We start from the raw sequence: 18,740 nt of genomic DNA, 5'->3' as shown, positions 1-18,740 counted from the left end.
TGTGTGGCAGCACGCAGCCTTCAGCGGGGCAGGCGGCAAGGCACGACCCCCCACGAAACCACGCCCACGCACGCTCACCCCTGCATCGCCTTTGGCACCAAAGTTTCAAGCACTGTTTCCAGGCCCGTAAGCCCGCTCGACGCATCGATTTCCGCGCCAATCTTCCGGGTGCGTTCGGCGTAGCCTGGGTCTGCGAGCACCCGCCTCACCGCTGAACCCACCTGCTCGGACGTCGGCCGGTTCGTGCGCAGACGCACCCCAGCACCCGTCCACTGCACACGCGCAGCGACCTCGGCCTTGTCTTCGGTCGCGCCCGCGACCAAAAGAGGCACCCCATGCTCGAGTGCGTAATGCACTCCGCCGTACCCGCCGTTACTCACATACACGTCAGTGACGGGCAGCAGCCTGTCGTGCGGCAGATACTCGGCAACACGCACGTTCGCCGGCAGTGGCGACGGCAGGGTCGAAAGTGGCCGCCCACCCGTGCTGACGACCACGAGAACATCATCGTCAGCCAGCGCAGTCATAGTGGGGGTGATGAGTTCGTCGTAATCAGTGTTCGCGATCGTGCCCTGGCTCACGTGCACCACGGGCCGTGATCCATCAAGCTCAGACCACCACTCAGGCAACGCGCCGTCACTCTTCGTGGCACGAGACAGTGGGCCCACGAAGTGCACTGTCTCTGGCAGGTCACGTCGTTCGTACTCAAAACCCGGAACAGTGAACTGCACAATCGCATCAGCCCGTGAAGCGCCCGACATAAAGAACCCGTCGAGTTTCTGCCCCGTCGCCTCCAACAAGATCTGCTCAGCCTGCTTCTGCACCCCACCAAAGATGACTCTCTTCGTGAGCACGTCAAGCACGGCATTACGCACCCGCCCCAGCACGCCAGGCCTCGGAAGAATCCCCAAACCAAACGGGGCCGTGTCTTTACTTTCCACACCCAGCGGAATGATTCCGAGATTCACAATCGCGGGCCGCTCTGCACGGCGCCTCGAGAGCAGCCCCACGGCCCCAATAAACATGCTCTCAACGAGGATCGCGTCGACCGGGTCCTGCGCGACCGCGTCATCGACCGCGCGAATCTGCATCGGCGCGGGTTTCAAGAAAATATTGCTCACGTCCCAGCGGATCCCCGCCACCCCGGTCTTGCCCACCCGGCCAGGGAACGCGACATTCATATCTGTGTCGTCGTAGTCCGCCCCTGTTGGGAGCGCCAGAAACTCAGCCCCCGTGCTCCGCACCCGGTCAGCGTAACGCTGCCCGGTCAAGAAACGCACCCGATGACCTTGCTGCACGAGATAACGCGAAACCGCAAGCAACGGTGTCACGTGGCCGTGAACAGGAGTACTGCAGATCAGGAACGAGCTCATGCATGTCTTTCGCTAGAGGGCAGACCAAGGTAACCTTTCCAATGGAATAGTATTCACTACACCCGGAGGCAAGTCAATATGTCTGGCCAGGAATCACGCCCCCGCAATCGCCGATATCAATCCGAGGTGCGCACAAACCAAGCCGCCGCAACACGGTCCCGAATCTTGGATGCCGCAGCCAACCTGTTCACAGTCGCGGGCTACACCGGCACCTCACTTGCCGACATCGCGCACGCAGCGGGCGTCTCCGTCGAAACAGTGAAGCTCGGCGGACCCAAACACCGCCTATTGCTTGACGCATTCACACACAGCTTTGCCGGGAGTGATGACATTGCATCGCTCGCCAGTCACGGCCCGGTCGCCGAAATTACCGCTGAAATCGACAACACCCGCTACCTCGCAGGCATCGTGCATTTTGTAGCGGAATCGAACCGACGCAGCAGCATTCTCTGGACGACACTCCTGTCAGCAGCCAGATCCGACGCGCCCCTCCGCAAAGAACTCGACGAGCTGCAACAACGCCGCCGCGCAGACATGCTCGTGCTCGTTGACGAACTCCGCCGCCGCGGACTCGCCCAGACTCCCCAGCCAAGCGCAACGGTCGCGGATACCATCTCATTCATATTGTCACCCGAGGGCTACAACCAGCTCGTACACGACTCAGGCTGGAGCCAACCCGACTACGAAACCTGGCTCGCACGCACCATACTCCACGTCTGCGCCCGAGACTGACACTCACAGCCACCGGCCGGAGCCGATACTCAGCAGATGTCCAGGCATCCGAGTGCGTCGCGCTACAGGCTCCAGCCTCGACACGGAAGGAATCTCCACAGCAACGGCTTACCCCGCGATACTGGGGCGGCGCAAGAAAGACGGTGACATCAATCACGAAGCTGCCTGAAACAACAAAAAACCCTGACCAACAGACAATAGCTGTTCATCAGGGTTCCTTGACGTTCACCGCCGTTAGTGTCGGTTACTTGTCGTTTGTGCGCGATACTGGGATCGAACCAGTGACCTCTTCCGTGTCAGGGAAGCGCGCTACCGCTGCGCCAATCGCGCCTATAAAGGCTATTAAATTTGTGACCTTGAGGTGGCGACGGGATTCGAACCCGTGTAAACGGCTTTGCAGGCCGGTGCCTAGCCGCTCGGCCACGCCACCGTGTGGATTGACCCCACGTGCCGTGAGCCTCAAAAAGAGACTCTCTGCACTCGAGCGGATGACGAGATTCGAACTCGCGACCCTCACCTTGGCAAGGTGATGCGCTACCACTGCGCTACATCCGCATTTTGTTTCCGGCGTCCCGGGCACTTATGAAACATTAGCCGATGATTCCCGAGGCGCAAAACTCAACACGGATCTCGCGCGTGTCTTCTCATTTGGTCTAAACGGTCCGAATCGTTCCGGTAGTATCGAATCTCGACCCCAAGGGTCATGGGCGATTGGCGCAGTTGGTAGCGCGCTTCCTTCACACGGAAGAGGTCATCGGTTCGAGTCCGGTATCGCCCACAGACTACAGCCCCGCAGACCTTTGGTTTTGCGGGGTTTTCTTCTGTCCGGCAAGGACTCCCACCGTTCAAGCTGCTTCCGCGTGTCCACAGGTGGGGTGACCGTGCAGCTGCTCCGAGCTCCGTCGCAGTCCTCATCCTCCGAGACCACTAGAGTGTTTGTCGTACTTACGCGATACCGAACCTGAATCGGTGCCCTTGCCTTCCCATCACCCCTCCGGAGACAACGATGCCCCGCTCTGACGGCGCTACTGCGCTGCGCTCGACCACCATTCTCATTCTTGCGCTCATACTCGGGCTCGCAGGAGGTGTCGGTGGCGCATTCGCAACATCCGCGATGACCGGCACGGTCGTGCAGGAATCCGCCGGAGCATCGGGCGCCAACGGCGCTCCCGGTCAGCCCGGCGAACACGGAGAGAATGGCGAGCCAGGCTCCCCCGGTGTACAGGGTCTGGAAGGCACACCCGGGACACTCGGCCCCGCTGGGCCAAACGGCCCTCATGGCGAAGCCGGACTGCCCGGTCGACAAGGCACACCCGGGCAGCCGGGAGCCGCGGGCGCCGTCGGGGAAGCCGGGACCGCAGGACCCATCGGACAGACCGGTCCCGTCGGTCAGCAAGGCCCCGCCGGCCCCGAGGGCGCGACCGCTCCCGTCGGCCCCGAAGGCGCGACCGGTCCCATCGGCCCGCAAGGCCCTGCCGGCTCCGAAGGCGCGACCGGTCCTGCCGGCCCCGAAGGCGCGACCGGTCCTGCCGGCCCCGAAGGCGCAACCGGTCCCGTCGGCTCGCAAGGCCCTGCCGGCCCTATCGGCCCTATCGGCCCCGAAGGCGCGACCGGCCCCATCGGCCCCGGAGGCGCGACCGGCCCCATCGGCCCGCAAGGCCCCGTCGGCCCCGAAGGCTCGACCGGTCCCGTCGGTCCGCAAGGTCCTGCCGGCCCCGCGGGCACTGACGGGCTCTCCACGGCGTTGAGCTACACAGTGCTCACGGCGCGACCGACGTTGAGTGCCGGAACGACAATCGTTGATTTCACCGGGGAGACGTCCAGCTCGAGCCCGGCGGCGAGCCATGTCAACGGAACTATCGCGATTCCAGCTTCTGGCACGTACCGGATCACCTATGTCGCAGCCCCGTCCACGACCGGCCCGGCGAGCGTCTCACTGCCGAGCAATGCGTCGTCCGGCTACCTTCTCAACCACAACAACGTTCCGCTCGCCGGCTCCGAGGTGACCAGACCGATCCTCGACGTCAATATGGCTCTAGTCCTCACCATGCGGACCATTGTGCAGGGCGGTTCCTACTCGGCGACAAGTTACCTTCATGCTGACGCAGGCGACACAGTGGAATTTGTGAGCTCGTCCAGCGTAGAAATTCCCGCGACGACCACAGCAATCACCCTCATTATCGAGCGGATCTCCTGACCTCCGCGTCCCAGCACTTGATGTCACGCTGCATCATGCAGCGCGCTTCCTTCACGCAGAAGAGGTCATCGGTTCGAGTCCGGTATCGCCCACCACAAAGGAAATCTCAGATCGTCTGAGATGATCATCCGCTCCCCGCCGCAGCGCTTCAGAGAAGATCTTCCGGGCTGACCTGCAGATTTGACTGCTACGGTGAGCAAAGTCGGCATATTGTCGACATCAGGGAAGACTTCTTGTCGACCAACGGGCCGCATCTGCCATTTCGTTCTCCGTCGCCTCCTCTGTCTGATCTGAGGAGACTTGATTTCTGCGTACCCGTATACCCATTTCGCTGACACGAGTTCAGACGATAAGCCGGGCTCGATCCCGGTACTCCCGGCCGGCTCATCCGCGATCGTGTACTGCGAAGGCCAGTTCGGCGAGCAGGACGGCAAGACGGCGAACGGCCTCGTCCGCCACTCCGAGAAGTACGACATTCTCAGCGTGCTCGACAGCCGCCATGCCGGGGCAGACGCAGGCACATTCCTCGATGACATTGCGAACGGCATCCCGATCCTCGCGAGCCTGCCTGAAGCCATCGCGCACGCGGGCCATGTTCCGGACTACCTCATCTGCGGCGTCGCGCCAGCGGACGGCCTCCTCTCCCCCGCACAACGCGTCGTGCTGCTGGATGGCATCGCCCGCGGCATGCACATCATCAACGGCCTCCACGAGTTCCTCAACGACGACGTGGAGTTCGTCGCGGCCGCACTCGTTGCGGGCGTCACAATCACCGACGTGCGCCGCCCGCGGGATAAGAAGGATCTGCACCTGTTCTCTGGGCGCATCTTCGACGTCACCTGCCCGAGGATCGCTGTCCTCGGCACCGACGGTGCCATCGGCAAGCGCACGACCGCGACGCTCCTCGTTCAGGCGCTCCAGGACCACGGCATCCGCGCGGTGATGGTCGGCACCGGACAGACCACGATCATCCAGGGCGGTCGCTACGGCGTCGCACTCGACGCCCTTGTCCCGCAGTTTTGCTCGGGCGAAGTCGAGCATCAGGTCGTCCGCGCCTTCGAAGGCGAAGATCCCGACATCATCATCGTGGAGGGCCAGAGCGCACTCAGCCACCCCGCCTATCTGACCTCAGCGCACATTCTGCGCGGCAGCCGCCCTGCGGGTGTGATTGTTCAGCATGCGCCGGGCAGGCGCGTGCTCGGAGATTTCCCGATGATGCCCATGCCCGACGTCGCCAGTGAGATCGCCCTCATCGAAGCGTTCGCTGACACCAGGGTGATCGGTGTGACCGTCAACCACGAGCACCTCACCGACGCCCAGGTCTCGGCGGCGATCGATGAGATCGAACTGGACCACGGAGTTCCCGCCACCGATCCACTGACCCGCCCACTGAGCAGACTCGTCGATATGGTGCTGCAGGCATTCCCTGAGCTGGAGAAGGCACTACCCGCCCAGCGTGTGTGAGACACGCCAGGCGCGTGAGGCCTGTTTAGCTGTTCCTGGCCCAGCCGTAACGCGTCGTCAGCGCTTTCGATACCCTGTCGTACCGTCCGCGGTCGAGAACAGCAGCTTCACGCCGCATCCCATCCTCGTGCACGCTGTACAACTGCTCTATGTCCACCCAGGACTCACGGCCCTGCGCGTCCCATTCCCCGCTGCCGATCGACAGGTAGTCACGGTCGCGGTCGTGTGCCTTGCTGGTCATCCGCACCGCGTACACGCGTGACGACGACTCCCGTCCGATCACGAGCACCGGGCGATCCTTGCCACGCCCATCGTTCTCCTCGTAGGGCACCCAGGTCCAGATCACCTCTCCGGCATCCGGTGCGCCGTCCTTCTTCGGCGCGTAGCGGACAACAAACCCCGGGATGCGATCAGGGTCCACACTCACCGTCTCGCTCCCTTGCTGACGTCCCAGATCCGAGCCGGTCGAAGAATCAGAGGACGACGCGCCAGATCGCCTCGGCTCCTGCTTGGCAGGCCGAGACGATCTGGGCAGAAGGGCTTTGAGGACGAGCTCAACAAGCTGGCCGAGGATGCTCTGGGAAGAACTCACCCTGTCACCTTATCGAGACAGCGGCACGCTACCGAGACAGAGGCACCCTACCGAGACAGGATGCGCTCACGCGTCGACGAGCGCGTAACCTTCCTCGCCGTGCACGACCGAGTCGACACCGGCGATCTCGTCTTCGTTCGTGATGCGGAAGCCGATCGTCTTCTGGATCACCGTTCCGATGATGAAGGCGATGACGAAGGAGTAGATCAGCACGCCGAGTGCGGCAATCACCTGGACGGCAAGCTGACTTGCGTTGCCGCCGACGAACAGACCGGTCTCCGTGGCGAAGAAGCCCAGGTAGATCGTGCCGAGCAGGCCACCGACGAGGTGGATGCCGACGACATCAAGCGAGTCGTCGAAGCCGAGGCGGAACTTGAGCTCGACGGCCAGCGCGCAGGCGATGCCGGCGAGAGCGCCGAGCAGGAGCGACCACCCAGGCGTGAGGTTTGCGCACGCGGGGGTGATGGCGACAAGACCGGCGACAGCACCGGAAGCAGCGCCGACCGAGGTGGCCTTGCCGTCTTTGATCCGCTCAACGAGAATCCAACCGAGAATCGCGGCCGCCGTCGCACCGAGTGTGTTTAGACCGATGAGGCCGACACCGCCCATGTCCTCCGACAACCATTCGGCACCGGCGTTGAAGCCGAACCATCCGAACCACAGGATCGCCGCTCCAATGAGCGTCAGCGGCACGTTGTGGGGCTTCAGGATGCCCTTCTGGAAGCCAATCCGCTTACCCAGCACGAGTGCCAGCGCCAGTGCTGCTGCGCCGGCGTTGATGTGCACCGCGGTACCACCGGCGTAGTCGATGACGGAAATGCCGCTGTTGGCGCCGAAGAGGGTGGTGCCGAGTTCCATGATCCAGCCACCGCCCCAGACCCACGCCGCGATCGGGAAGTAGCCGACGGTGGCAAACACACCGGCGAAGATCAACCAGCTGCCGAACTTCGCGCGATCTGCGATTGCACCGGAGATCAGGGCGATGGTGATGATCGCGAAAGTAGCGCCGTATGCGACACCCAGCAGCGCGACGTTCGAACCCTCACCAGATGCGAGCGAGCTCAGGCCGAAGTCTGCAAAAGGATTACCGGCGAACTGACCGGGGCCGTCGACAGCACTCATGGAGAAACCGAAAAGAATCCACAGCACCGCGACCAGACCGATGGAGCCGAAGCTCATCATCATCATGCTGACGACGCTCTTCGCCTTGACGAGCCCGCCGTAGAAGAACGCCACACCAGGCGTCATCAGCAGAACCAGCGCCGTGGCGGTAATACCCCACGAAATGTTGCCGGGAGCATCCATAGGAAAACCTCACATCCGAAGTAATTGAGAACTTCAGTGTGGCGATGCTCGATTTCCGGGATGCGCGTCGCGTGTTTCCCCGTTGTTACACGCTGGTCCGGCGTGTAACCATCGCGTTACGCGTTGCTCGGCGCTGTCGCAGAATGTGTCAGCGCGTTCAGGCGAGAGAGCGCACGGAGGTACTTCTTGCGGTAGCCACCGCCGAGCATCTCTTCGGAAAAGACCTGGTCCAGAGCGCCGCCGGTCGCGATGATCGGGAGCTGGGCGTCATAGACCCGGTCGACGAACGCCACGAAACGCAGCGCCTCGGACTGATCAGTCAGCACGCGCACGTCACGAAGTCCGACCAGCGTCAGGTCATCGATCAATCGGATGTACCGCGAAGGGTGCACCTTGGCGAGGTGACGGATGACATCATCGAACAGGTCATCGGATGCCGTGCCCACTGCTGCGGCAGACGCGATGCGCTCGTGGTATTCGGCATCCTCGAAGATGACCGCCTGGCCGTCCAGTGCACGCTGGCGGAAGTCGACGCCGTCGATGCGGATCGTCTCGAAGCTGTCCGACATCGCATGGATCTCTCGCAGGAAGTCCTGTGCAGCGAAACGTCCCTCACCGAGTGCGTTTGGCGGGGTGTTCGATGTCGCGGCCAGCCGTGTGCCGGTCGGAACCAACTCAGCCAGCAACCGGGTCATGACCATGGTGTCGCCTGGGTCATCCAACTCGAACTCATCGATGCAGATGAGATCAGCTCCACGCAGGAGGTCGACGGTGTTTTTGTATCCGAGTGCCCCGACCAGCGCGGTGTACTCGATGAACGAGCCGAAGTACTTCCGACGCGCGGGCATCGCGTGGTAGATCGATGCGAGGAGATGGGTCTTGCCCACGCCGAATCCGCCATCGAGGTAGACGCCGGGCTTCAGCGCCGGCTCTTTCTTGGCACGCCCGAAGAATCCGCTTCGTTTGGCCGGAGCACCCCGCCCGGCGAACCGCTCCAAACGGCCCTTGGCATCCGCCTGCGACGGGTACGCATCATCCGACCGGTAACTCTCAAACGTCGCGGAGTCGAACTGCGGCGGAGGCACCATGCTCGCGAGCATCTCGGCGCCGGTGACCACTGGCTGTCGGTCAGTGAGGTGCACGGCGTTCGGGCTGAGGATGTCGGGCATACGTTTCCTGTGTCGAAGTCTTACGGAACGGGTCCGGAGCAGACCAAACCGCTCTATCGTCGAAGGGACGGCTCAACACTACGCCGTCGCAGCCAGAGCCTTCGCTCGCTTACCCATCGAGGAGCGCCACGTGTCCATCGAGTTCGATTCTTCTTCTGCAAAGTTCGCCGAGTATTCCGAGCCTGGCCGGCTCGTCACCACCGAATGGCTGGCGGATCATCTCGGTGACCCAGGGCTCGTCGTCGTCGAATCCGATGAAGACGTGCTGCTGTATGAAACCGGGCATATTCCTGGCGCGGTCAAGGTCGACTGGCACACCGAGTTGAACGACCCGGTCGTTCGCGACTACGTCGATGGTGAAGGTTTTGCAAAGCTGCTCAGCCGCAAGGGCATCTCCCGCGATGACACCGTCGTCATCTACGGCGACAAGAACAACTGGTGGGCCGCCTACGCCCTCTGGGTGTTCTCCCTATTCGGCCACGAAGACGTGCGCCTCCTCGATGGTGGCCGCGACCGCTGGATCACCGAGGGCCGCGACATCACGACCGCAGCAACGACGCGTGCCGCGACCGAGTACCCGGTCATCGAGCGCGACGACTCGCTCCTGCGTGCGTACAAGGACGACGTGCTCGCCCACTTGGGCAACCCGCTGATCGACGTCCGCTCCCCCGAGGAATACAACGGTGATCGCACCTCTGCTCCGGCATATCCTGAGGAGGGCTCACTGCGCGCCGGCCACATTCCCACGGCGCAAAGCGTGCCGTGGGGCAAGGCTGTCGCAGAAGACGGCGGTTTCCGGCCGCGCGCTGAGTTGGATGCCATCTACCGTGACGGCGCCGGGCTGCGCGACGGCGATGATGTCGTCGCCTATTGCCGCATCGGTGAGCGCTCCAGCCACACCTGGTTCGTGCTGAAGCATCTGCTGGGCTTCGAGAAGGTACGCAACTACGACGGCTCCTGGACCGAATGGGGCAGCGCCGTCCGTGTGCCGATCGTCACCGGGTCTGAGCCCGGCACGCTCTGAGCGTGGGAGAATTGCAGGGATGAGCACCACGCACCTTCCTGACACCCTCGCGCAGATCCGCGACGACTTCCTCGAACTCCCCGAGTCCGAGCGTCTTCAGCTGCTGCTGGAGTTCTCCTACGAGCTCCCCGCTGTGTCCGAGGCGGTCGCGAGTCATCCAGAGATGTACGAGCGCGTGGCCGAGTGCCAGTCGCCCGTCTACATCTACGTCGAAGTCGCTGACGGCGTTGTCACCATGCATGCGACGGCGCCACCCGAGGCTCCGACGACGCGCGGATTCGCCAGCATCCTGGTGCAGGGCATCACCGGTCTCACTGCCGATGAAGTACTCGCGATCCCGGACGACTACTCACAGTCGATCGGGTTGACCCGCGCCGTGTCGCCGCTGCGAATCGGTGGAATGACCGGGATGCTGCTGCGCGTGAAGCGACAGGTCACTCAGAAGCGCTGATCAGTCAGAAGCGCTGAAGCCATTCGCGCTCGTCCAGTCGGTGATCGCCCCGGTCCAGCTCATCTGGTCGTAATTCCAGAGCTTGGTGTGCCGCGCCACGGTGAATCGTGGCATGGTCACGAGGTCCGGTCGCGCTTCGGCAAGCGCGTGCGAAGCATCCGCAGGCACAAATCCGTCATCGTCGCTGTGCAGCACGAGAATCGGCGCGGTGAGCTCATCGGCTCGCGCGACCATGTCGAGTTTGTCGAATGGGATCGTTTCGCCTGACCCGCTTAGACGCGCCGTCAATGGCGATGACAGCGCGTTCATCGCCAGGGCAGGGAACGGAGCGCGGATGCCGGATTCTCGTGCCTGGAATCGCAGCACCGTACGCCAGTCGACGACAGGAGACTCCAGTATGAGACCGGCGATCTTCTCTCGGTGCGCGGATGACACAGCGGTCTGCAGCGCGATCGCACCGCCCATCGACCAGCCCATCAGCAGCACTCGCGTGGCACCGTGGCGAAGCGCGTAGCCGATCGCCGCATCCACATCACGCCACTCCGATGCACCCAGCGCGTAGGAGCCACCACGCACGCGCGGTGCTTCGCCATCGTTGCGGTAGGAGACGACAAGGTTGGGCAGCCCCATCCCGTGAAACACCGGCACCGCACGCAGGCACTCAGATCGAGCCCCACCGCGGCCGTGGACCTGGATCACCCAGGTCGTCGATTCGGCAGGAAACAGCCAGGCAGGACAGGGCCCTGCCGGCGATCCGATCAACAAAGATTCCCACGGCAGGTGCAACTCGCTCGGTGTGGAGTAGTACCAGCCACTGAACGATGCCGCGCGATCGAGCTTCGCACCCGTCTCGACCTGTGTGAGCAGCTTGCGCCGTACTCGCTTTTTGTCCGCGCTCAGCACCGCACCGAGCTTCACATAGCCCGTCGTGCCGGTGGTGAACAGGCCATACCGGCCCGGCAACTCGGTATCGGGCGTGCGAGTGAGCTCGATCGTCTGTGCGCCGGTATCTACCGCGAGGATCTCGGTGTCAGTGACACGAACACCTGGTGTGACCACCTTTCGGGCGATCGCGAACACAAGAAACATCGCTGCGGCGCCCAGAGCGAGCAGTGCGGGTACCAACAGCGCAACGGCGTGCCTGAGACTCTTCATCGCTTCCTGACTCTAGCCTGTTCCCGTGACCGCACATCCCGATGCCGGAGCGCACTTCGAACGTGCCGCAGCAGAACTGCGCGACACGGTGTTCCGTGATGACATCGTGGTGCGTGAGATTGCGGCACCGCAGGGGCTCGCGCCCTTCGCGATCGCGCTCGCCGCTGACGTACGCCCCGATGACCATGGCGACTCGATCTACGGCACCGGGCGCTTCGTGCTTCTGCATGATCCGGAGGAGCCCAATGCGTGGGGCGGCGCATGGCGCGTCATCACGTTCGCTCAAGCGCCCCTGGAGCCTGAGATCGGCACCGACCCACTGTTGGCGGATGTGACCTGGTCGTGGCTCGTGGATGCACTGGCGTCACGAGATGCGGTCTACCACGCAGCATCCGGCACCTCAACGAAGACCCTGTCAAAGGGGTTCGGCGGTTTGAGCGATGAAGGCGACGGGGCGCAGATCGAACTACGCTCGTCTTGGACACCGGAAGAACCATTCCGGCCACACGTAGAAGCATGGGCCGAACTCGTCGGCATGCTCGCCGGGCTTCCGCCCGGGTCAGAAAACATCGCCGTGTTCGGCGCACGAAGGGCAGGTCGTGACTGAGTACACCGTCATCGACGATCCGATCGAGTTCAAGGCAGCCTGCGAGCTGCTCGCGGCGGGAACCGGACCGGTTGCTGTCGACGTCGAACGCGCTTCCGGTTTCAGATACTCGCAGCGCGCCTACCTTGTGCAGGTATTCCGTCGCGACGTCGGCGTTTTCCTCTTCGACCCCCCTGCGATAGGTGACTTCTCGCCTCTGCAGGACGCCATCGGGAACGTCGAATGGGTTTTCCACGCCGCCAGCCAGGACCTCCCGTCTCTGCGTGAACTCGATTTAGACCCGGCGAGCATCTTCGACACCGAGCTCGCCTCCCGCTTGCTCGGCCACGATCACGTCGGTCTCGCGGCCGTCGTCGAAGAGACCCTCGGCATCACGCTCAAGAAAGAGCACTCCGCAGCGGACTGGTCGACCAGACCGCTGCCCAAGACGTGGCTGGACTACGCGGCTCTCGATGTGCTCCACCTGATCGATGTGCGCGATGCGATCGCCGCTGAACTCGACGAGCAGGACAAGACCGAGTTCGCACGACAGGAGTTCGCTGCGACCCTGGCGCAGCCGCCGCGACCACCGCGTGAAGACCCCTGGCGTCGCCTGAGCGGTCTGCATCAGGTCAAGGGCGCGCGCGGCCTTGCCATCGCCCGATCGATGTGGGAAGCGCGCGAAGAGTACGCCCAGCAGGAGGACACCTCTCCGGGACGCCTCGTCCCCGATCGCTCGTTGGTCGCCGCTGTGCTTGCGAATCCTCAGAGCAAACAGGCACTCGCCAGCGTGCCGGCTTTCACCGGACGTGCCAGCCGTTCGCAGCTGGATCGATGGTGGCAGGCGATCGTGCGCGGTCGCGAGGTGGAGATCCTCCCCCGCGTGCGAGTGTCCAACGATGCGCTCCCGCCCGCGAGGGCGTGGGCCGAACGCAACCCGGAAGCTGACGCACGGCTCAAGCTCGCGCGGCCTGTTGTCGAGGCTCACGCCGAAGAACTGGCGATGCCCACGGAGAATCTGCTCAAGCCGGACACCCTGCGCCGCCTGGCCTGGACACCCCCGGAACTGACGACGGATGCCATGTCGACTGCGCTCGAAACGCTCGGCGCGCGCGCATGGCAGATTGAGCAGACTGCACAGAAGATTGTGGATGCCTTTGTAGAAGCAGCGCAATCGCCTGAACCGGCCGTCGTGTCGGAGTCGTAGGTTCAATCCAAGCAATTCCATTCGCATCGCTGCGACTCCTAGGCTGAGGTCATACCTAACCTTGGAGGCAGAGTGGCCGAGATCTCGGACGTCTTCTTCGTCGATGGCGTGCGCACCCCGTTTGGGCGCGCCGGCGAAAAAGGCATGTACTGGAACACCCGCGCAGACGATCTCGCCGTGAAGGCGACGATCGGTTTGATGGAGCGCAACACAAGCGTTCCCGCGGACCGCATCGATGACGTCGCAATCGCGGCGACATCCCAGACCGGTGACCAAGGACTGACCCTTGGTCGCTCTGTGGCCATCCTCGCAGGACTCCCCAACACCGTTCCCGGCCTCGCCGTCGAGCGTATGTGTGCGGGTGCGATGACCAGCGTCACCACGATGGGCGCTTCCATCGGCATCGGCATGTACGATTTCGCACTCGCCGGTGGCGTCGAACACATGGGGCATCACCCGATCGGCGCCAATGCCGATCCGAACCCGCGTTTCGTGTCGGAGAAGATGGTCGACCCCGGTGCACTGAACATGGGTGTCACCGCCGAGCGGATCTTTGACCGGTTCCCGCATCTCACGAAGGAGCGTTCCGACCGCTACGGCATGCTGAGCCAGCAGAAGGTGCAGGCAGCGTACGACGCGGGCAAGATCCAGCCCGACCTCGTGACTGTGGCCACCAAGGGCGCCGACGGCGCCTGGGGACTCGCCGCCGAAGACGAGGGGCGCCGCCCGCAGACCACGATGGCAGACCTGGCATCGCTCAAGACGCCGTTCCGTCCGCACGGTCGTGTGACCGCTGGCACTTCATCACCGCTGACCGACGGCGCAACCATGTCGTTGCTGGCCGGTGGTGGCGCGGTCAAGGAGTTCGGGCTCGCGCCCAAGATGAAGATGGTCTCGTTCGCCTTCGCCGGCGTGCAGCCGGAGATCATGGGCATCGGTCCGATTCCATCGACGGAGAAGGCACTGAAGAAGGCCGGTCTCTCGATCGCTGACATCGGGCTGTTCGAGCTCAACGAGGCGTTCGCGATTCAGGTCATCTCGCTGCTCGATCACTTCGGCATCGCGGACGACGACCCGCGAGTCAACCAGTGGGGCGGCGCGATCGCGATCGGGCATCCGCTCGCCGCTTCTGGGGTGCGGCTGATGATTCAGCTCGCGGCGCAGTTCGCCGAGCGTCCCGACGTGCGCTACGGCCTGACCGCCATGTGCGTGGGTCTGGGCCAGGGCGGCTCTGTCATCTGGGAGAACCCCCACTACGACGGCAAGAAGCGGAAGTGACGAACGTGACCGATTACGAATTGATCGATTTCTCCCCCATCGTCGCTCTGGCCGATGACGAAGTCATCACGCACTCCATCGTGCGCGATGTCCGCCTCGCATCCGGCAAGGTGCTGGCGCTGATCACGCTCGACAACGGCCGCGATCACAACCGACCGAACACGCTGGGTCCTGCCACGCTCACCGAGCTCGGCGAGACCCTGTCGACGCTCAAGGCGCGCGCAGCGGCTGGCGAAATTCAGGCGGTCGGCATCACCGGTAAGCAGTACATCCTCGCTGCCGGTGCCGATCTCTCCGACATCTCCAAGGTCGGGTCGACGGATCAGGCTCTGCTCATTGCGCAGCTCGGGCACAAGGTCATCGGCTCGCTCAGCGAACTCGGCGTTCCCTCGTTCGCGTTCGTGAACGGACTCGCACTCGGTGGTGGACTCGAGATCGCACTGAACTCGACCTACCGCACAGTGGATGCCTCAGCGGCCGCCATCGCGCTGCCAGAGGTGTTCCTGGGGCTTATCCCCGGCTGGGGTGGCGCGTACCTGCTGCCGAACCTCATCGGCATCGAGAATGCCCTCGAGGTCGTGATCTCGAACCCGCTGAAGCAGAACCGCGTCCTGAGGCCGCAGCAGGCCTTTGACCTGGGTATCTTCGATGCGATCTTCCCCGCGTCGACCTATCTGGAGAAGTCCCTCGCCTGGGCGGATGCAGTTCTCGGCGGCAAGAAGGTCGAGCGTAAGAACGAACCTGGCAAGATCGAGCGCCTCACCAAGTGGCCCATCGCCATCAAGATGGCGCGCGGAATGCTGGAGTCGAAGATCGGCACCGTTCCCAAGTCGCCATATGCTGCGCTCGAACTGCTCGACAAGGCGAAGAGTGGCACGAAGGCCGAGGGATTCGCGCGTGAAGACGCGGCGCTCGCCGAGCTCGTGACTGGCGATCAGTTCGCGGCATCCATGTATGCGTTCGATCTCGTGCAGAAGCGTGCCAAGCGTCCTGTCGGCGCGCCGGACAAGGCGTTGGCGAAGAAGGTCACCAAGGTCGGCATCATCGGCGCTGGCCTGATGGCCAGTCAGTTCGCGCTGCTCTTCGTCCGCAAGCTCCAGGTGCCGGTGCTCATCACCGATATCGATCAGGCGCGCGTCGACAAGGGCGTCTCCTACATCCATGAGGAGATCGGCAAGCTCGAAGCGAAGGGACGTCTCGACAGCGACAGCGCCAATAAGCTGCGCGGTCTCATCCACGGCACCGTCGACAAGAGCGAGTACGCAGACTGCGACTTCGTCATCGAGGCAGTGTTCGAAGAGATCGGCGTCAAGCAGACGGTGTTCGGCGAGATCGAGAAGTTCATCGCTGACGACGCCATCCTTGCCACGAACACCTCGTCGCTGTCGGTCGAGGAGATCGGCGAGAAGCTCGCTCACCCCGAGCGGCTCGTCGGATTCCACTTCTTCAACCCGGTTGCGGTCATGCCGCTGATCGAGATCGTGAAGACGCCGGCCACCAACGAGCAGACACTGGCCACCGCGTTCGTGGTGTCTCGCGGACTCGGTAAGAACGGTGTTCTCACGGCCGACGCACCGGGCTTCGTGGTCAACCGACTGCTGGCGAAGGTCATGGGCGAGGCAGCTCGCGCCGTCTACGAAGGCACGCCCATCGTCGACGTCGAGAAGGCGTTCGGCCCGCTGGGCCTGCCCATGGGGCCGTTCCAGCTCATCGACCTGGTCGGCTGGAAGGTCGCCGCACACGTGCAGGACACGATGGTGCGGCACTTCCCGGAGCGCTTCTACGCGAACGAGAACTTCCACGCGTTGGCGGAGCTGGACAAGGTCGTCGAGAAGGACAAGGGCGGCCGGATCACTGGTTGGACGAAGGCCGCTGAGAAGGCACTCAAGGGCGCTGTGGGCTCCTCTCCTGCATCCGCTGACACGATTCTGCGCCGCGTGCAGGACGGTCTGGCACAGGAGATCAAGCTCATGCTCGATGAGGGCGTCGTCCCCGAGGTCGAGGACATCGATCTCTGCCTGATCCTCGGTGCAGGTTGGCCGTTCATCGACGGCGGCGCCTCGCCGTACCTCGATCGTGAGGGCGCCGCGGAGCGGGTCTTCGGTGGCACGTTCCACACTCCGCCGATCCGCGGCATCGCGCACAGCTGATCAGTTCACGACGAGAGCGGGGTGGCCTTCGGGCCGCCCCGCTTTCGCGTTGTCGGCGCGTCGCTCAGCGTCGTTCGTGCAGCGGCAGGTCGATTGCGCCGGTCTCTCCCGCGTTGCGCGCGACCGGAATGCGGGTGCCGAGCACCTGCGCGACGACATCCTGAGCGATCTTGGAGGCCGTGAGTCCGGCATCCGCCAGGATCTGGTCACGGGATGCGTGATCGATGAACTCGTCGGGCAGACCGAGCTCATCCACAGCCGTGTCGATTCCGGCCTCGCGGAGCACCTGACGCACACGCGTGCCGATCCCACCGACGCGGATGCCGTCCTCCAGCGTGATGACGAGCCGATGGCGAGCGGCGAGCTCGACGACAGATTCCTGTACCGGAATCGCCCATCGGGGGTCGATCACGGTGGCACCGATGCCCTGCGCACGCAGGCGCTGGGCAACCTCCATCGCCATGGCGGCGAACGGACCAATCGCGACGATCAGCACGTCTTCGCTCTCGCCACGCGAGAGCACATCTACGCCGTCTTCCAGCCGTTCGATCGCAGGCAGATCTTCGGCTACCGAACCCTTCGGGAAGCGGATCACCGTCGGCGCATCGTCGACGGCGACAGCCTCGTCGAGTGCTTCCTGCAACCGCGCGCCATCACGAGGCGCAGCAATACGGATGTGCGGCACGATCTGCAGCATCGCCAGGTCCCACATGCCGTGGTGGCTCGGCCCGTCAGGACCGGTCACGCCTGCGCGATCCAAGACGAATGTCACACCAGCCTTGTGCAGAGCCACATCCATCAATACTTGATCGAATGCGCGCCCCATGAATGTGGCATACATCGCGACGACAGGATGCAGTCCGCCAAAGGCGAGCCCGGCCGCCGAAGCCACCGCATGCTGCTCTGCGATCCCGACGTCGTAGACACGGTCGGGGAAACGCTCGGCGAACGGTGCGAGACCGGTCGGGCGCAGCATGGCAGCGGTCATGGCGATGACCTTCGGGTCACGCTCGCCCACGCCGACGAGAGCGTCAGCGAACACGTCCGTCCACCCCGTGCCACTGCTATTGAGCGGCTCACCGGTCACCGGATCCATGCTGTTGACGGCATGGAACTGATCTGCCTCGTCATCCAGCGCCGGCTGGTACCCGCGGCCCTTCTCAGTGATCGCGTGAACGATCACCGGCGCGCCATAGGACTTCGCGAGCTCGAGCGTCTCGATGAGTGCAGGAAGATCATGACCGTCAACGGGGCCGAGGTACTTGATGTCGAGATTCGAGTACAGCGCGACGTTGTTCGTGAAGCGCGACAGGAAGCCGTGCGTGCCACCGCGGACGCCACGGAACACCGCGCGTCCCACCGGCCCGAACAGACGGAAAAAGCGATCGGAGCGGTGGTGCAGGTCTTTGTATGCGCCAGCGGTGCGCACACGGTTCAGGTACCGCGACATCCCGCCGATCGTCGGAGCGTAAGAGCGGCCGTTGTCGTTCACCACGATGATGAGATTTCGGTCGTTGTCGTCGGAGATGTTGTTCAGCGCTTCCCAGGTCATCCCCCCGGTGAGCGCGCCGTCTCCGACCACTGCAATGACGTGGCGATCGGCGCGTCCGGTCGCCGTCAGCGCACGAGAAACGCCATCAGCCCAGCTCAGTGAGCTGGACGCATGCGAGGACTCGACAACGTCGTGCGGGCTCTCACTGCGCTGCGGGTAGCCTGCCAGGCCGCCACGCACGCGTAAGGCAGAGAAGTCCTGGCGCCCCGTGAGCAATTTATGTACATACGACTGATGGCCGGTGTCGAAGATGATCGGATCATCAGGTGACTCGAAGACACGATGCAGAGCGAGCGTGAGCTCGACGACACCGAGGTTGGGGCCGAGATGACCGCCTGTGCGCGAGACGTTCTCAACGAGGAAGGAGCGAATCTCCTCCGTCAACGTGATGAGTTGAGCGGGGCTCAGCTCGTCGAGATCTCGTGGACTCGTGATGCCGGGAAGAATGGGCATCCGCACCTCCTGAACGTCTTCGCCGATCGCCTCCTCGGAAACGGACGACGAC

General features: G+C 63.6%; 15 protein-coding genes and 4 tRNA genes. 10 read left to right on the top strand and 9 right to left on the bottom strand.

Annotated elements, in window-relative coordinates; genetic code table 11:
• Positions 1-74: 74 nt before the first annotated feature.
• Positions 75-1,373: a glycosyltransferase gene (locus ACSU1G_RS01605; protein ID WP_439278149.1), complete on the bottom strand. Its 1,299-nt coding sequence runs from the start codon at positions 1,371-1,373 to the stop codon at positions 75-77.
• Between the two features lie 165 nt (positions 1,374-1,538).
• Between ACSU1G_RS01605 and ACSU1G_RS01600 the strand changes: the two genes are divergently transcribed.
• Positions 1,539-2,105, top strand: a complete 567-nt coding sequence (locus ACSU1G_RS01600) for a TetR/AcrR family transcriptional regulator (RefSeq protein ID WP_439278148.1) — start codon at positions 1,539-1,541, stop codon at positions 2,103-2,105.
• A 258-nt stretch (positions 2,106-2,363) separates the two neighbouring features.
• On the opposite strand, the gene ACSU1G_RS01595 is transcribed toward ACSU1G_RS01600, so the two are convergent.
• From ACSU1G_RS01595 to ACSU1G_RS01585, 3 genes are all read right to left on the bottom strand, one after another.
• Positions 2,364-2,435, bottom strand: a tRNA-Val gene (locus ACSU1G_RS01595).
• Positions 2,436-2,464: 29 nt separating this feature from the next.
• A tRNA-Cys gene (locus tag ACSU1G_RS01590) sits at positions 2,465-2,535 on the bottom strand.
• Between the two features lie 53 nt (positions 2,536-2,588).
• Positions 2,589-2,660: transfer RNA gene (locus ACSU1G_RS01585), tRNA-Gly, on the bottom strand.
• A 150-nt stretch (positions 2,661-2,810) separates the two neighbouring features.
• On the opposite strand from ACSU1G_RS01585, the gene ACSU1G_RS01580 reads away from it, so the two are divergent.
• The 3 genes from ACSU1G_RS01580 to ACSU1G_RS01570 all read left to right on the top strand — a co-directional run bounded on the left by ACSU1G_RS01580 (position 2,811) and on the right by ACSU1G_RS01570 (position 5,766).
• Positions 2,811-2,883: transfer RNA gene (locus ACSU1G_RS01580), tRNA-Val, on the top strand.
• Between the two features lie 228 nt (positions 2,884-3,111).
• The gene (locus tag ACSU1G_RS01575; protein ID WP_439278147.1) at positions 3,112-4,302 is read left to right on the top strand and encodes a hypothetical protein; all 1,191 of its coding nucleotides are present in this window, start codon (positions 3,112-3,114) and stop codon (positions 4,300-4,302) included.
• Positions 4,303-4,602: 300 nt separating this feature from the next.
• Positions 4,603-5,766 (top strand): DUF1611 domain-containing protein, encoded by a 1,164-nt coding sequence (locus ACSU1G_RS01570; protein WP_439278146.1) that lies wholly within the window; start codon positions 4,603-4,605, stop codon positions 5,764-5,766.
• A gap of 25 nt (positions 5,767-5,791) precedes the next feature.
• On the opposite strand, the gene ACSU1G_RS01565 is transcribed toward ACSU1G_RS01570, so the two are convergent.
• The 3 genes from ACSU1G_RS01565 to zapE form a co-directional block, all read right to left on the bottom strand.
• Positions 5,792-6,193, bottom strand: coding sequence for a type II toxin-antitoxin system PemK/MazF family toxin (locus ACSU1G_RS01565; RefSeq protein WP_439278145.1), 402 nt, complete (start codon positions 6,191-6,193; stop codon positions 5,792-5,794).
• Between the two features lie 231 nt (positions 6,194-6,424).
• Positions 6,425-7,663, bottom strand: coding sequence for an ammonium transporter (locus ACSU1G_RS01560; protein WP_439278144.1), 1,239 nt, complete (start codon positions 7,661-7,663; stop codon positions 6,425-6,427).
• A gap of 116 nt (positions 7,664-7,779) precedes the next feature.
• Complete coding sequence (gene zapE, locus ACSU1G_RS01555; protein ID WP_439278143.1) at positions 7,780-8,832, bottom strand: cell division protein ZapE; 1,053 nt, start codon at positions 8,830-8,832, stop codon at positions 7,780-7,782.
• 130 nt (positions 8,833-8,962) lie between these two features.
• Here zapE and ACSU1G_RS01550 point away from each other — a divergent pair, with 130 nt between their 5' ends.
• On the top strand, positions 8,963-9,856 hold the full coding sequence (locus ACSU1G_RS01550; RefSeq protein ID WP_439278142.1) for a sulfurtransferase: 894 nt from the start codon (positions 8,963-8,965) through the stop codon (positions 9,854-9,856).
• Positions 9,857-9,875: 19 nt separating this feature from the next.
• Positions 9,876-10,307, top strand: a complete 432-nt coding sequence (locus ACSU1G_RS01545) for a SufE family protein (RefSeq protein WP_439278141.1) — start codon at positions 9,876-9,878, stop codon at positions 10,305-10,307.
• Here the strand turns inward: ACSU1G_RS01545 and ACSU1G_RS01540 are convergent, their stop codons facing one another.
• On the bottom strand, positions 10,308-11,462 hold the full coding sequence (locus ACSU1G_RS01540) for an alpha/beta hydrolase family protein (RefSeq protein ID WP_439278140.1): 1,155 nt from the start codon (positions 11,460-11,462) through the stop codon (positions 10,308-10,310). It abuts the gene before it with no gap.
• Positions 11,463-11,487: 25 nt separating this feature from the next.
• On the opposite strand from ACSU1G_RS01540, the gene ACSU1G_RS01535 reads away from it, so the two are divergent.
• The 4 genes from ACSU1G_RS01535 to ACSU1G_RS01520 all read left to right on the top strand — a co-directional run bounded on the left by ACSU1G_RS01535 (position 11,488) and on the right by ACSU1G_RS01520 (position 16,683).
• On the top strand, positions 11,488-12,069 hold the full coding sequence (locus ACSU1G_RS01535) for a DUF3000 domain-containing protein (RefSeq protein WP_439278139.1): 582 nt from the start codon (positions 11,488-11,490) through the stop codon (positions 12,067-12,069).
• Positions 12,062-13,255 (top strand): ribonuclease D, encoded by a 1,194-nt coding sequence (locus tag ACSU1G_RS01530; RefSeq protein ID WP_439278138.1) that lies wholly within the window; start codon positions 12,062-12,064, stop codon positions 13,253-13,255. Before ACSU1G_RS01535 ends, ACSU1G_RS01530 begins: the two co-directional genes overlap by 8 nt.
• A gap of 72 nt (positions 13,256-13,327) precedes the next feature.
• Positions 13,328-14,533: a thiolase family protein gene (locus ACSU1G_RS01525; RefSeq protein WP_439278137.1), complete on the top strand. Its 1,206-nt coding sequence runs from the start codon at positions 13,328-13,330 to the stop codon at positions 14,531-14,533.
• Between the two features lie 5 nt (positions 14,534-14,538).
• The gene (locus ACSU1G_RS01520; RefSeq protein WP_439278666.1) at positions 14,539-16,683 is read left to right on the top strand and encodes a 3-hydroxyacyl-CoA dehydrogenase NAD-binding domain-containing protein; all 2,145 of its coding nucleotides are present in this window, start codon (positions 14,539-14,541) and stop codon (positions 16,681-16,683) included.
• 64 nt (positions 16,684-16,747) lie between these two features.
• On the opposite strand, the gene dxs is transcribed toward ACSU1G_RS01520, so the two are convergent.
• On the bottom strand, positions 16,748-18,688 hold the full coding sequence (dxs, locus tag ACSU1G_RS01515; RefSeq protein WP_439278136.1) for a 1-deoxy-D-xylulose-5-phosphate synthase: 1,941 nt from the start codon (positions 18,686-18,688) through the stop codon (positions 16,748-16,750).
• Positions 18,689-18,740: the final 52 nt, after the last annotated feature.

The organism is Microbacterium sp. A93, assembly GCF_051842835.1.
Note: the sequence above shows the minus strand (reverse complement) of the source record. Positions and strands in the feature narration are given on the sequence as shown.